The organism is Nonomuraea rhodomycinica, assembly GCF_013363995.1.
Classification (GTDB): domain Bacteria; phylum Actinomycetota; class Actinomycetes; order Streptosporangiales; family Streptosporangiaceae; genus Nonomuraea; species Nonomuraea rhodomycinica.
In genome coordinates this window covers 149,301-162,565 of sequence record NZ_JABWGO010000007.1, presented here as the reverse complement: position 1 = coordinate 162,565, position 13,265 = coordinate 149,301, and the positions used below count along the sequence as shown (strand labels likewise).

The following is a 13,265-nucleotide window of genomic DNA, read 5'->3' as shown; positions in this document are numbered from 1 at the left end:
CTGACCGCGATTGTCGGTCCGGGCCGCTAGCCTGCTCGGCATGGCCAAGACTGCCCCCAAACCCGGTTACCGCTGCGCCGAGTGCGGCTGGCGCAGCCCCAAATGGGTGGGCCGGTGCGGCGAGTGCCAGGCGTGGGGCACGGTCGACGAGGAAGGCGCCCGCGCCGGCGTCAACGTCGTCCAGGCCGGCGCCACCACCGCCCCCGCCCTCCCGATCGGCAACGTCAAGGCCGAGGTGGCGATCGCCCGCACCACCGGGGTGAGCGAGCTCGACCGGGTCCTCGGCGGCGGCCTGGTGCCCGGCGCGGTCGTCCTGCTGGCCGGCGAGCCCGGCATCGGCAAGTCCACGCTGCTGCTGGAGGCCGCGGCCCGCATCGCCGAGCGCGACACCGTCCTCTACGTCACCGGCGAGGAGTCGGCCGCGCAGGTCCGCCTGCGCGGCGACCGCATCGGCGCCATCCGCGACCGCCTCTACCTCGCCGCCGAGACCGAGCTGTCGGCCCTGGTGGCCCACGTCGAGAAGGTCCAGCCCCAGCTGCTCGTCGTCGACTCCGTGCAGACGATCGGCTCGGCCCAGGCCACCGGCGTGCCCGGCGGGGTCACCCAGGTCCGCGAGGTCGCCGCCAACCTCGTGCGGCTGGCCAAGGAGCGCAACATGGCGACCGTCCTGGTGGGCCACGTCACCAAGGAGGGCTCCATCGCCGGCCCCCGCACCCTGGAGCACCTGGTCGACGTCGTGCTCAACTTCGAGGGCGACCGCCACTCCCGGCTGCGCATGGTCCGCGCGATCAAGAACCGGTTCGGGCCCACCGACGAGGTCGGCTGCTTCGACCTGCACGAGCGCGGCATCGAGGGCATCACCGACCCGAGCGGGCTGTTCGTCTCCCGGCGCAGCAGGCCGGTGCCCGGCACCTGCGTGACCGTGACCGTCGAGGGCACCCGGCCGCTCCCGGCCGAGGTGCAGGCCCTGGTCGCCCGCACCGAGGCGCAGCAGCCCCGGCGCACCTCCTCGGGCCTCGACACCTACCGGGTGCAGATGATCCTGGCCGTGCTGGAGCGGCGGCTCAACGCCAAGCTCGGCGGCTGCGACGTGTTCACCGCGACGGTGGGCGGCATCAAGCTGGCCGACCCGGCGGTCGACCTGTCCGTCATGCTGGCCGTGGCCAGCGCCGCCGGCGACAAGCCGCTCCCGGCCGGGCTCGTCGCCCTCGGCGAGGTGGGCCTCGCCGGCGAGCTGCGGCCGGTCAAGGACGTGCGCCGGCGCCTGAGCGAGGCCGCCAGGCTGGGCTTCCGCCGGGGTCTGGTGCCCGCCGGCTCCCTCGACGAGGGCACGCGCAAACGTGACGGACAGCGCTCTCTGGTGCCGGTGGGATCGGTCACGTTCGCCCCCGGATTCGAGGTGGTGGAGGCGGAGAACGTCTGGGACGCTCTCACACACGTCACATAGCGCGGCTAAGCTGGGCTTGACTATTTCGACACGGGGGTCTGGTGCCAAACGACAGGAGTCTGGACGACCGCCGTCGCGAAGCCCTGGCCGCGGTGGCCCCGGGCACACCTCTGCGCGACGGCCTGGAGCGGATCCTGCGCGGGCAGACCGGCGGGCTCATCGTGCTCGGCTACAACAGCGAGGTCCAGCAGCTCTGCAGCGGCGGCTTCGAGCTCGACGTCGACTTCTCGGCCACCCGGCTGCGCGAGCTGGCCAAGATGGACGGCGCGATCGTGGTCAGCGACGACCAGAAGATCGTGCGCGCCGCGGTCCACCTCGTCCCCGACCCGGCCATCCCCACCGACGAGTCCGGCACCCGCCACCGCACCGCCCAGCGGGTCGCCCGGCAGACAGGCCTGCCGATCATCGCGATCAGCAAGTCGATGCGGATCATCGCCCTCTACCTCGACGGCATCCGCTACGTCCTGGAGGAGTCGGCGGCCATCCTGTCCAAGGCCAACCAGGCCCTGGCCACCCTCGAACGCTACAAGCACCGCCTCGACGAGGTGTCCGGCACGCTGTCGGCCCTGGAGATCGAGGACCTGGTGACCGTGCGCGACGTGGCGGCCGTCGCCCAGCGGCTGGAGATGGTGCGGCGCATCTCCGACGAGATCAAGGGCTACGTGGTCGAGCTCGGCACCGACGGCCGGCTGCTGTCGCTCCAGCTCGACGAGCTGGTGGCGGGCGTCGACTCCGAGCGTGAGCTGGTGGTGCGCGACTACCTCCCGGCGCCGTCGGGCCGGCGCGCCCGCCGCCTGTCGGAGGCCATGCACGACCTCGACGAGCTGTCCGGCAGCGCCCTGCTCGACCTGACGACGGTGGCCCGCGTCCTCGGCCACGACGGCGGCGAGACCCTCGACACTCCGGTCAGCCCGCGCGGCTTCCGCCTGCTGGCCAAGGTCCCCCGGCTGCCGGCCACGGTGGTGGACCGCCTGGTCAACCACTTCGGCGGGCTGCAGAAGCTGCTCGCGGCCAGCATCGACGACCTGCAGGCGGTCGGCGGGGTCGGCGAGTCGCGCGCCCGCAGCGTCCGCGAGGGCCTGTCCCGCCTCGCCGAGTCCTCCATCCTCGAACGCTACGTCTGACCGCGTCCCCGCACGCCGCGCCTCTCCGCATCCTCGACCGCCGCGCCTGACCGGCGCCCCCGCTTCCCGTCTCCCGGTTCCCCCACGCCTCAACCGGCTCGCCGGCGAAGGGAAGGGATCGTCGCCTCTCGCGATCGTCGGGGTCACCTGAGGTGGAAGACGCCCTTCGGGCTCTTCAGCTTGCCCATGCGGGCCACCGCCACGTACGTGCCCGGCAGGGCCGAGGGCGGCGTGGTGCGGCAGTCGGCGCTGGAGCGGCGCCGGTCCCAGTCGAGCGTGCGGACGTACGGGATGCCGCGCTCCAGCTCGCGCTGCTCGGCGGCGGGCCCGCTCACGCAGTCGGCGGTGGACCAGATGCGGTCCTCGCCCGAGGTGATGCGCACTTCCAGGGCCCGCGGCCCCACGTCGGCCCGGCACATGACGGGCCCGGTGTTGACCAGCGTGATGAGGAAGTTCGGCCACGCGCCGCCGGTGTAGACGTCCTGCTTGCCCTGCAGGCTCAGCACCAGGTCGTCCTCGGTGCACGGCTGTCCGGGACGGCCGGGCCTGGCGTCGGCCACGGCAGGGGTGTCGGCCGCGCTGGGACTCGGCTGGGGCGTCGGGGTGGCCGTGCCGAGGGCGAGGGTGCGCAGACCCGCCAGCAGCGGGTCGGCGGAGGGCGACTCGCTGGCGGAGGACTCGGCGCTGGAGGAGCGCTGCGGCCCGTCGGAGCCGCTGGAGCACGCCCACGCCACCACGGCCACGACCACCAGCACCGCGATGAGCACGCTCATCCGCCGTCGCCAGTAGACGTCACCGCCACCGTCGCCGTCGTCGCCACGTATCGTATCCGGGTCCATACTCACAGCATGGTAATGGTACGGCTACTTAGCGTGACGACACGCCGATGCCGTCGGTCTGGGCATACGCTGGGGCGCGTGGTTGAGCCGAACCTCCTGCACGTACCCATTCTGGAGTGGTACGAGTCCAACGCCCGGGATCTCCCGTGGCGCGCCGCCGACGCGACGCCGTGGGGCGTCCTGGTGAGCGAGATCATGCTCCAGCAGACCCCCGTCGTGCGCGTGCTCCCCGTCTGGCACGAGTGGATGGAGCGCTGGCCCACCCCCGAGGCGCTGGCGGCCGAGCAGCCCGGCGAGGCCGTGCGCCACTGGGGGCGGCTCGGCTACCCGCGCCGCGCCCTGCGGCTGCACGCCTGCGCCCGCGCCATCACCGAGGAGCACGGCGGCGAGGTGCCGTCCGACCACGCCACACTGCTGTCGCTGCCGGGCATCGGCGAGTACACCGCGGCGGCGGTCGCCAGCTTCGCGTACGGCGGCCGGCACGCGGTGCTGGACACGAACGTGCGCCGGGTGTTCGCGCGGGCGGTGCGGGGCGAGGAGTACCCGCCGGTCGCCACGTCGGCGGCCGAGCGGCGGCTGGCCGAGGCCCTGCTGCCCGAGCTGGGCGCGGCCCGCTGGGGCGTGGCGGTCATGGAGCTGGGGGCGCTGGTGTGCACGGCGCGCGCCCCGCGCTGCGCCGACTGCCCCGTCACCCACGCCTGCGCCTGGCGGCTGGCCGGCAAGCCGGCGCACGACGGACCGGCCCGCAAGGGGCAGACGTACGCGGGCACCGACCGCCAGTGCCGTGGCCGCCTGCTCGCGGTGCTGCGGGCGGCGCACGGCCCGGTGCCGAAGGAGGCGCTGGACGCGGTGTGGGACGACGCGGTGCAGCGAGAGCGCGCCCTGGACGGCCTGGTCGCCGACGGCCTGGCCGAGGCCCTGGAAGACGGCACCTACCGCCTTCCCCACTCCTGACGCACGCCGCCGAGGTCGCCCTCGCCACGCCAGGCCATCACCTGACCCAGAGCGGCACGATGCGCTCCGAGCCCTTGGGCGCCAGGTCGCACGCGTCCGGCTCGGACTCTCCTTCCGGGTTGTAGGCGTGGGCCTCGGCGGGGGCGACCACGATGGAGACGAACCCGCGCTCCGGGTCCGCGAACATCTGGCGGCTGACGTCGGCGGGCAGCACCATGGTGTCCCCCGCGCCGACCTCGAACCGCTCACCACCGAGCTCCACGACGGCGGACCCGTCGAGCCAGGTCCACACCAGCTCGGCGTCGAACGCGTGCACCGGACCGACCATGCCCGGCTTGGCGTCCACCCGCCACACGGCCTGACGGGCGCCGCCCTGCGTCGGGGAGGCCAGGGTGGTCATGACGCCGTTCGGCGTCTCGGTCTTGCGGGTGTCGGCGGACAGGACGACAGACATCTCGGATCCCCTAAGATAGGAAACTACGTTGTCTATATAGTTAACCGGGTTGTCTATCATGTCAAGCCAAGGCTTCGAACTTCCGCTGCGCCTGCTGCTCGCGTTCCGGGTGCTGATCGACGAGCTCCACGCCGAGCTGGCCCGGCAGGGACATCCGGACATACGTCCCATGCACGGGTTCGTCATGCAGGCCATCGGGCCGGCGGGCACCACGGCCGTCGAGCTGGGCCGCACGCTCGGGGTGTCCAAGCAGGCCGCGGGCAAGACCATCGACACCCTGGAGCGCATCGGTTACGTGGAGCGGAGCATCGACCCCCACGACACCAGACGCAAGATCGCCCGGCTCACGCCGCACGGGATGGACGCGCTCAACCGGTCGGCGCGCATCTTCGACACCCTCCGCGCCCGCTGGGCCGAGGAGCTGGGCGAGGAACGACTCCACGCCCTGGAGTCGGACCTGCGCAGGATGACCCCGGACAACCTGTGGCGCCTCGACATCCCCGGCTGGTTCGGCACCCTGTGACCCGCTCGGCCCCCTCAGGCCACCTGCCACCCGCTCCGTCCTCTCAGGAGGCGCCCCGCGGGCTCCCGGCGCGCCTCACACCAGACCCGCAGCACCGCCGGCCACCCGCGAGGGGACGGGCCACAAGGAGGGCCTGGCCGGCGCATGAGGCAGGGCGGCTCAAGAGCCATACGCCACACAGGGGCCGCGACGCGCAAAAGGCCGCGCCGCACAGGGCACCGCCGCGCGGGACACCCACCGCACAGGAACCGAAGCACACAAACGCATCAGCCGCGGACCCGCACACCGGGTCCTCAGCGGCCTCGACGCACCCGCCGCTCCCCCTCTGCGAGGCAGCGGGCCCGAATGTCGTCAGGTGCTTCCGAGCCCGCGTCCCCTCAAAGGGCCTCAGCGGTCTCCCAGCCCGACGGCATGTGACCCCCGGAAGGACCGCCCCAGCTCGGAACCCGCTCAGGCGGCGAGCTGGAGGCCGAGGCCCGTGAGGTTGGTGCGGGCCCAGTCGAGCTCCTGCGCCAGCATGGACACCAGGGCGCCCGGACCCTTGGCGCGGCCCGGGACCGCGAGGTTGTGCGTCTCCACCTCGATGTGCGCGCTGCCGCTGACCGCTCCCGACAGCAGCGCCGTGAGCGTGTCGTGCAGCACCGCGCCCGTGCTGGGCGTCTCGCCGGTGTGGTTGTGGACGTGGCCCAGCTTGACCACCGGCGCGCCCGCGGCGGCCAGGCCGCGCAGCGCCGCGCCGGGCTCCTCGGAGCCGCAGGCGAGGTGGCAGGCGTCCAGGCACACGCCCAGGTGCTCGGAGTCGATGCCGCACACCCGCTCCAGCGCCTGCTCGGTGGTCTCCAGGACGCAGCCGGGCCACGGCTCGAAGCCGACGCGGATGGTCTTGCCGGTGACGCTGTAGATGCCGCGCAGCTCGCGGGCCAGCCGCTCCAGGCGGCGGGTGGCGATGGCGTGGAGGTCGGCCGGCCAGTCGCGGCGCCAGCCGATGGGGATGGTGGAGATGCTGCCGAACCTGACGTCGTCGGGCAGCAGGAACGCCAGGATCTTGGCCAGGGCCATCGTGTAGCGGTAGCGCTCCGGCTTGGCCCAGTCGGGGCCCGGGACCTCCTGGTTGCGCCCGCCCGTGCCGTTCAGGCTCACGACCTCCAGACCGCGCTCCTCCAGGGAGCGGCGCAGCCGTACGAGCTCGATGCGGTCGGCCGTGAGGTGGTCGGCCACGCTCGGCGACAGCCACAGACCGATGCCCATCCGCTCGACACCCAGCCGCTTGCGCACCGGGACCGCGTAGCGGGTCAGGTGAGCGATCAGGTTCTCCAGGTCCTCGGCGGGGTGGACGCCCGCGTTGTAGGCGAGGTGTACGAGCGTTCCGTCGTCGTGACGCAGGCGCATCGGTTTCCTCCACGGCTTCGCTTGGATCGTTGGCATCACCCGGTCAGGGATCGCGTAGACCCTGCCGAGCATGCCCGCTCCGGGAGGCGTACGCGTCCGCCCTGGGTTGACTGCCTCGTACTCCCCAGGGAGCAGTCCCACCCTAGGTAAACGATCTTGCGGCTTACTTGGGGAAGACTTGGTGGTGCTCTACACAGAGTAGTACTACTCGCCGTCGCAGGCACACTTTTCCGGCCCAACAATTCCGCAACGACCCTGTGAGTCCTCCCACGCCGCTGCTCGGGCCGGAAGTGGCTGAGCGGCCGCACCGGGAAACCGGCAGCGGGCACTCCCGCGAAAACTCCCGCGAGAACTCCGCGAGAAAAGGCGAAGCCCCCGTGTGAACGAGTCACACGGGGGCTTCGGTGCGCCCTGGCGGGCGTCAGCGCTGGATCGAACCGGCGATGGCGGCTGCCGAGTCGGGCACTGGGGACGGCGCGGTCTCACCGGTGAAGATGAACTTCGCGTTGTCGCCCTCGCCCTCGATGGTCACCTTGATGACCTGGCCCGGACGGAGCTCGCCGTACAGGATCTTCTCCGACAGCGAGTCCTCCAGCTCGCGCTGGATGGTGCGCCGCAGCGGACGGGCGCCCATGACCGGGTCGTAGCCGCGGTCGGCCAGCAGCTGCTTGGCCTCGGGCGAGACCTCGAGCCCCATGTCGCGGTCCTTCAGGCGCGCCTCGACCTGCGAGAGCATCAGATCCACGATCTGGATGATCTCGACCGGCGTCAGCTGGTGGAAGACCACGATGTCGTCGACACGGTTGAGGAACTCCGGCCGGAAGTGCTGCTTGAGCTCCTCCTGGACCTTCGCCTTCATCCGCTCGTAGTTGGACTCGGTGTCGTTGGACTTGGCGAACCCGACCCCGATGCCCTTGGAGATGTCGCGGGTGCCGAGGTTGGTGGTCATGATGATGACCGTGTTCTTGAAGTCCACCACGCGGCCCTGGGCGTCGGTCAGGCGACCGTCCTCCAGGATCTGCAGCAGCGAGTTGAAGATGTCGGGGTGGGCCTTCTCGATCTCGTCGAACAGGACCACGGAGAACGGCTTGCGCCGCACCTTCTCGGTGAGCTGGCCGCCCTCCTCGTACCCGACGTAGCCGGGCGGGGAGCCGAACAGCCGCGAGACGGTGTGCTTCTCCATGAACTCCGACATGTCCAGGCTGATCAGCGCGTCCTCGTCGCCGAACAGGAACTCCGCCAGAGCCTTGGACAGCTCGGTCTTACCGACGCCGGACGGGCCGGCGAAGATGAACGAGCCGCCGGGACGCCGCGGGTCCTTCAGGCCGGCGCGGGTGCGCCGGATGGACCGCGACAGGCCCTTGATGGCGTCGTCCTGGCCGATGATCCGCTTGTGGAGCTCGTCCTCCATGCGGAGCAGGCGCTGCGACTCCTCCTCGGTCAGCTTGAAGACCGGGATGCCGGTGGCCGTGGCGAGGACCTCGGCGATGAGCTCCTCGGTGACCTCGGCGACGACGTCCATGTCGCCGGCCTTCCACTCCTTCTCGCGCCGCTCGCGCTTGAGCTGGAGCTGCTTCTCCTGGTCGCGCAGGGCCGCGGCCTTCTCGAAGTCCTGCGCGTCGATCGCGGACTCCTTGTCGCGCCGGACGTTGGCGATCTTCTCGTCGTACTCGCGCAGGTCCGGCGGAGCGGTCATCCGGCGGATGCGCATCCGCGAACCGGCCTCGTCGATGAGGTCGATCGCCTTGTCGGGAAGGTAGCGGTCGCTGATGTAGCGGTCGGCCAGCTGCGCGGCGGCCACCAGCGCGCCATCGGTGATGGACACCCGGTGGTGCGCCTCGTAGCGGTCGCGCAGACCCTTGAGGATCTCGATCGTGTGGCTGAGCGAGGGCTCGGCCACCTGGATCGGCTGGAAGCGCCGCTCCAGCGCCGCGTCCTTCTCGAGGTACTTGCGGTACTCGTCGAGGGTCGTGGCACCGATGGTCTGCAGCTCGCCGCGGGCCAGCATCGGCTTGAGGATGCTGGCGGCGTCGATCGCGCCCTCGGCGGCACCCGCACCCACGAGCGTGTGCAGCTCGTCGATGAACAGGATGATGTCGCCACGCGTGCGGATCTCCTTGAGCACCTTCTTCAGACGCTCTTCGAAGTCGCCGCGGTAGCGGGAGCCGGCGACCAGGGCGCCGAGGTCAAGCGTGTAGAGCTGCTTGTCCTTCAGCGTCTCGGGCACCTCGCCCCTGACGATCTTCTGCGACAGGCCCTCGACGACGGCGGTCTTGCCGACGCCGGGCTCGCCGATGAGAACGGGGTTGTTCTTGGTCCTCCGGGAGAGGACCTGCATGACCCGCTCGATCTCCTTCTCGCGGCCGATGACCGGATCCAGCTTGCCCTCGCGGGCGGCCTGGGTCAGGTTGCGGCCGAACTGGTCGAGCACCAGGGACGTCGACGGGGCCGACTCCTGAGGGCCGCCCGCGGCGGCCGGCTCCTTGCCCTGGTAGCCGTGGAGCAACTGGATGACCTGCTGCCTGACACGGTTGAGATCGGCTCCAAGCTTGACCAGCACCTGGGCCGCCACACCTTCACCCTCGCGGATGAGCCCGAGCAGGATGTGCTCGGTGCCGATGTAGTTGTGGCCCAGCTGCAGAGCCTCACGGAGCGACAGCTCAAGAACCTTCTTGGCCCGCGGGGTGAACGGAATGTGCCCCGACGGAGCCGACTGGCCCTGGCCGATGATCTCCTCGACCTGCTGGCGCACTCCTTCAAGGCTGATGCCGAGGCTCTCCAGAGCCTTGGCGGCTACGCCCTCTCCTTCGTGGATCAAACCAAGAAGAATGTGCTCAGTGCCGATGTAGTTGTGGTTGAGCATCCTGGCTTCTTCTTGCGCCAGGACGACAACCCGCCTCGCTCGGTCGGTGAACCTCTCGAACATCTCGTCGCTCCTCACAGAGCGGTCAGTCAGGCCGGTTTAGTCCGGTCCCGTCATCCCGCATGCTAGCCCTGGCTCGGCGAACCGTGCCCACTGCCGCTGACACGCTCTATAGCAGAGACGTTCCCCGAGAGCAGGGCGTTCACCCTCTATCCAACTACCGTTCGGGGGTGGCGTGTTCCCGATACGCCGCAAGCGAACGATGTTTAGGGGACTCGGGGAAGCGACTCCAATTCGCCGCTCCAGCAGGGGTGGATCGTTGTGTCCGAACGTGGGATCACCTTGTCATCGGACACCGGCGGCGGACACCGCCGGGACGCCCGGGAGAACCGGTCTCGGGTGCGACCGCCGCCCGCACATGACGCGTAACCATGTCCGAAACCCCTGCGTCATCATCCTACGTGCCGACTCAATGGGTCGCCAATCGTTCATGAAGGGGTTCACGACCGGCGAAATCCGCAGTCTGGTCAGCCCGGTTACCGGAGCTCGGGGACCGCCCGCCGGGCCGGTCAGCGGGCGTCGGGGCGGGCGGCCGGGATTGCGCGGGGCGAGGGGCCCGCGGGGGGTGGAACGGGCCATGGCGAAGAAACGGTGTCCGGGAGGCGCCGGGCGAAAACCCTTACGCGGGGCGGCATTCGGCGGCGGACGGGAGAACGGACGTCAGGCCCCAAATACCCGCCCATGCGGCGAAACCAAGATCAATAAGCGCCCGGAGTGTCCAGCATTTGAGAGGGATAAAAATGATCATGCGCTTATGGCGTTCGCCGGGGTCCTAGGCGAGCGCCATAAGCGCATGGTCCGCAGTCGCTCAGTGGGCGGCTTCGTACTTCTCGACGACGGTGGAGGCGATGCGGCCACGCTCGCTGACCGGCAGGCCATGAGCCTTCGCCCACTGACGGATCTCCGAGCTCTTCTCGCGGCTCATCGCCCGCTGGCTTCCGCGCCCGCGCCGCCTCGCCGACACGGCGCCTGCCCGGCGTGCGTGCTGGACGAAAGGCGAGAGGGCGTCCCGGAGCTTCTTGGCGTTAAGGTCGCTGAGGTCAATCTCATAGGAGGAGCCGTCAATGGCGAAGCTGACCGTCTCATTGGCCTCGCCCCCATCGAGGTCATCGATGAGAATCTCCTGGATCTGCTTGGCCATCTACGCAATCCTTTCCCGGAGCATTGTTTCATTCGCTGGCCCAAACATATACCCGGAAAGGCGCGGAGACAATTCAGCGCCGCCGCGAATCGGCTGACTGACCGGTCAGTGCCGATCAGTTGTGCTTCTCGGCCTCACCCTGCCGGTTTGACCTGCGCCCGGCGGCCTCGGAGCGCCACAACTTCACCACGCCAAAGATGAAGGCGCCGCCGACCACCACCGGGGGGATGAGCGCCGACAATACGTCCGTAACGGCTTGCATTCGTCCTCGCCTCCACAGCGGACGGGGTTTCAGGGGACTCCCTTTATGCACGACGGGCGCGGGGAGCATGAGCGGGGCTCATGCCGCTCGGGGTCGCTGGCTTCGGCTCCGGACCATGGCGGCACGTGAGCGCTCCGCGCCAGACCGGGGCGCCGACTTGGGCCGCCCTGGTTGCCCCATAGCCTAATGCCAGTCTCTCCAGGCTCCTTACCGGATCAAGCGAAAATTTTGCTGAATGGCATCGCCGCAGGTACACCCACCTCAACGAAGATCTTTGACCACCCGCGTTCCGGCCAGCCGGTCATGCGGACCACGCTGCGCCGGCCTGTCGATCAGGATGAGCATCCCCACGGCGAAGAGGAAGATTCCGGCCAGCAGATTGACCAGCGGAATGCCCAACAGCATGACGGGTCCCGGATACAGCAGGGCGCGTTTCAGCAGAGCCCGCCGAGGAAGGTCGTCCGGCGTCACCTGAATCTTCATGATCGCCTTGCCGAACGTGCGGCCGGCGCCGCAAAGGGCCTCCCACTCATACGCGGTATATGCCAGGCCCGCCGTGAACCAGGCCACCGCCCCGGCCAAGCGACCGGCCGACAACTCGGGCGCCCCGACAGTCCGGAAGGACACCCATAGGGCGATGAACAGAATGTAATAGAACACCCCGAAGGCCAGGCCCTCTATGAGCCGCGCGGCAAGGCGCTCCCACCATTCAGCGGGTCTCACGCCCGTCCGCGTCGCCTCCATAACGCACCTCGGCTCGGCACCGGACCAGTGACCCCCATATTGACACGGTCCGGGTACAAAACAGAGGCCGGCGCGGAGCCGGCCTCTGCTTCGGTGCGCGGATTACTTGATCTTGACCACCACGGTGCCCGCCACCTTGTCGGCGAACGTCTGCTGCAGCGGCTTGTCCCAGAGCTGGGAGGCGCCGTTGAGGGCCACCACCAGTCCGCCCAGAGTCGTCGAGAACGGGATCGGAAGCGCGGCCAGGACGTAGCCGCCCCAGGTCACGCCGGCCCGCTTGAGAGCGACGTCCGTGGACAGGCCGTCCGGCGGCACGGGGCCGCCGACCGGGGCGATCTTGATGCCCATGACCATCTTGCCGAGGGTCTGCCCCCTCATCTTGGTCATGAGGAACTCGTAGCCGACGTACAGCAGGGTCAGCACCAGGCCGACGAGGAACCCGACGGCCTTCGCGCTGAGCCCGCCGGACATCGTGCCGGTGGACCAGTCGTAGCTCGACAGCAGGACCGCCACGAAGATCCCGTTGATGATCAGGCTCAGCACGCCGAAGATCACGCCGTCGATGATCCTGGCCACCAGCCGCTGCCACCACTCGGCGAGCGGCGCCGGGGCGCCCGGCGGCTGCAGGCCGATCGGCTGGCCGAAGGGCTGGCCGTAGCCGGGTTGCTGGCCGAAGGGCTGGCCGTACTGCTGGGCCTGCCCGTACTGGTTCTGACCGTAGTCCTGCTGCCCGTACTGCTGCTGGCCGTACTCCTGCTGGGCGTACTGGCCCTGGCCGTAGTCCGGCTGGCCGTACTGCTGCTGGCCGTACTGCTGGCCCGAGGAGGGCTGCTGGCCGTAGCCGGGCTGCTGGCCGTACTGCGGTTGGCCGTAGCCCTGCTGCGGCTGGCCGTAGCCGGGCTGGGAGGGCGGCTGCTGCCCGTACTGCTGCTGGCCGTAGCCGGGTTGCGACTGGCCCTGCTGGCCGTAGCCCTGCTGCGGCGGGGGCGCGTAGCCGGGCTGGCCGTACTGCTGGCCGGAGGGCGGCTGCTGGCCGTACTCCGGCTGGGAGGGGGGCTGCTGGCCGTACGCGGCGTTCTGCCCGTACTGCTGGCCCGAGGGCTGGCCGTACTGCTGCTGGCCGTACTGCTGGCCCGAGGGGGGCTGCTGGCCGTAGCCGGGCTGAGACTGGCCCTGCTGGCCGTAGCCGGGCTGCTGGCCGTACTGGGGTTGGCCGTAGCCCTGCTGCGGCTGGCCGTAGCCGGGCTGAGACTGGCCCTGCTGGCCGTAGCCGGGCTGCTGCCCGTACTGCGGCTGGCCGTAGCCCTGCTGGCCGTAGTCCTCGGCGCGGTAGCCCACGACCGTCGCGTCGGGGTCGGCCTCACCGTGGGGGCGGTTCGGAGTGGGTTGTCCGTACTGGGGAGTCCCGGCAGCGTTCTCGCCGGATTCGTCCTGTGGATACGGCGGCTGTCCGGTGCTCACCGTG

11 protein-coding genes are annotated in these 13,265 nt (G+C 70.3%); 4 read left to right on the top strand and 7 right to left on the bottom strand.

Annotated elements, in window-relative coordinates:
- Positions 1-40: 40 nt before the first annotated feature.
- Positions 41-1,447 (top strand): DNA repair protein RadA, encoded by a 1,407-nt coding sequence (radA, locus tag HT134_RS26925; RefSeq protein ID WP_175603247.1) that lies wholly within the window; start codon positions 41-43, stop codon positions 1,445-1,447.
- 41 nt (positions 1,448-1,488) lie between these two features.
- Positions 1,489-2,571, top strand: coding sequence for a DNA integrity scanning diadenylate cyclase DisA (gene disA, locus HT134_RS26920; protein WP_312888458.1), 1,083 nt, complete (start codon positions 1,489-1,491; stop codon positions 2,569-2,571).
- A 143-nt stretch (positions 2,572-2,714) separates the two neighbouring features.
- Here the strand turns inward: disA and HT134_RS26915 are convergent, their stop codons facing one another.
- Positions 2,715-3,410, bottom strand: a complete 696-nt coding sequence (locus tag HT134_RS26915; RefSeq protein ID WP_175603246.1) for a hypothetical protein — start codon at positions 3,408-3,410, stop codon at positions 2,715-2,717.
- Positions 3,411-3,488: 78 nt separating this feature from the next.
- On the opposite strand from HT134_RS26915, the gene HT134_RS26910 reads away from it, so the two are divergent.
- On the top strand, positions 3,489-4,364 hold the full coding sequence (locus tag HT134_RS26910) for an HhH-GPD family protein (protein WP_175603245.1): 876 nt from the start codon (positions 3,489-3,491) through the stop codon (positions 4,362-4,364).
- Between the two features lie 37 nt (positions 4,365-4,401).
- On the opposite strand, the gene HT134_RS26905 is transcribed toward HT134_RS26910, so the two are convergent.
- Positions 4,402-4,818, bottom strand: coding sequence for a cupin domain-containing protein (locus HT134_RS26905; protein ID WP_175603244.1), 417 nt, complete (start codon positions 4,816-4,818; stop codon positions 4,402-4,404).
- Positions 4,819-4,876: 58 nt separating this feature from the next.
- On the opposite strand from HT134_RS26905, the gene HT134_RS26900 reads away from it, so the two are divergent.
- Entirely contained in the window at positions 4,877-5,341 is a 465-nt protein-coding gene (locus HT134_RS26900) for a MarR family winged helix-turn-helix transcriptional regulator (RefSeq protein ID WP_175603243.1), read from the top strand.
- Between the two features lie 450 nt (positions 5,342-5,791).
- On the opposite strand, the gene HT134_RS26895 is transcribed toward HT134_RS26900, so the two are convergent.
- The 5 genes from HT134_RS26895 to HT134_RS47765 all read right to left on the bottom strand — a co-directional run bounded on the left by HT134_RS26895 (position 5,792) and on the right by HT134_RS47765 (position 13,261).
- The gene (locus HT134_RS26895; protein WP_175603242.1) at positions 5,792-6,730 is read right to left on the bottom strand and encodes a sugar phosphate isomerase/epimerase family protein; all 939 of its coding nucleotides are present in this window, start codon (positions 6,728-6,730) and stop codon (positions 5,792-5,794) included.
- Between the two features lie 421 nt (positions 6,731-7,151).
- Positions 7,152-9,656: an ATP-dependent Clp protease ATP-binding subunit gene (locus HT134_RS26890; RefSeq protein ID WP_175603241.1), complete on the bottom strand. Its 2,505-nt coding sequence runs from the start codon at positions 9,654-9,656 to the stop codon at positions 7,152-7,154.
- Between the two features lie 805 nt (positions 9,657-10,461).
- Complete coding sequence (locus tag HT134_RS26885; RefSeq protein ID WP_175603240.1) at positions 10,462-10,794, bottom strand: histone-like nucleoid-structuring protein Lsr2; 333 nt, start codon at positions 10,792-10,794, stop codon at positions 10,462-10,464.
- A gap of 523 nt (positions 10,795-11,317) precedes the next feature.
- Entirely contained in the window at positions 11,318-11,800 is a 483-nt protein-coding gene (locus tag HT134_RS26880; protein ID WP_175603239.1) for an RDD family protein, read from the bottom strand.
- Positions 11,801-11,902: 102 nt separating this feature from the next.
- Positions 11,903-13,261, bottom strand: coding sequence for an RDD family protein (locus tag HT134_RS47765; RefSeq protein ID WP_175603238.1), 1,359 nt, complete (start codon positions 13,259-13,261; stop codon positions 11,903-11,905).
- Positions 13,262-13,265: the final 4 nt, after the last annotated feature.

Excerpts from the sequence above, each read along its gene's own strand:
- radA (WP_175603247.1), top strand. The coding sequence starts at position 41 with ATGGCCAAGACTGCCCCCAAACCCGGTTACCGCTGCGCCGAGTGCGGC.
- HT134_RS26915 (WP_175603246.1), bottom strand. The coding sequence starts at position 3,410 with ATGGACCCGGATACGATACGTGGCGACGACGGCGACGGTGGCGGTGAC.
- HT134_RS26905 (WP_175603244.1), bottom strand. The coding sequence starts at position 4,818 with ATGTCTGTCGTCCTGTCCGCCGACACCCGCAAGACCGAGACGCCGAAC.
- HT134_RS26900 (WP_175603243.1), top strand. The coding sequence starts at position 4,877 with ATGTCAAGCCAAGGCTTCGAACTTCCGCTGCGCCTGCTGCTCGCGTTC.
- HT134_RS26895 (WP_175603242.1), bottom strand. The coding sequence starts at position 6,730 with ATGCGCCTGCGTCACGACGACGGAACGCTCGTACACCTCGCCTACAAC.
- HT134_RS26890 (WP_175603241.1), bottom strand. The coding sequence starts at position 9,656 with ATGTTCGAGAGGTTCACCGACCGAGCGAGGCGGGTTGTCGTCCTGGCG.
- HT134_RS26885 (WP_175603240.1), bottom strand. The coding sequence starts at position 10,794 with ATGGCCAAGCAGATCCAGGAGATTCTCATCGATGACCTCGATGGGGGC.
- HT134_RS26880 (WP_175603239.1), bottom strand. The coding sequence starts at position 11,800 with ATGGAGGCGACGCGGACGGGCGTGAGACCCGCTGAATGGTGGGAGCGC.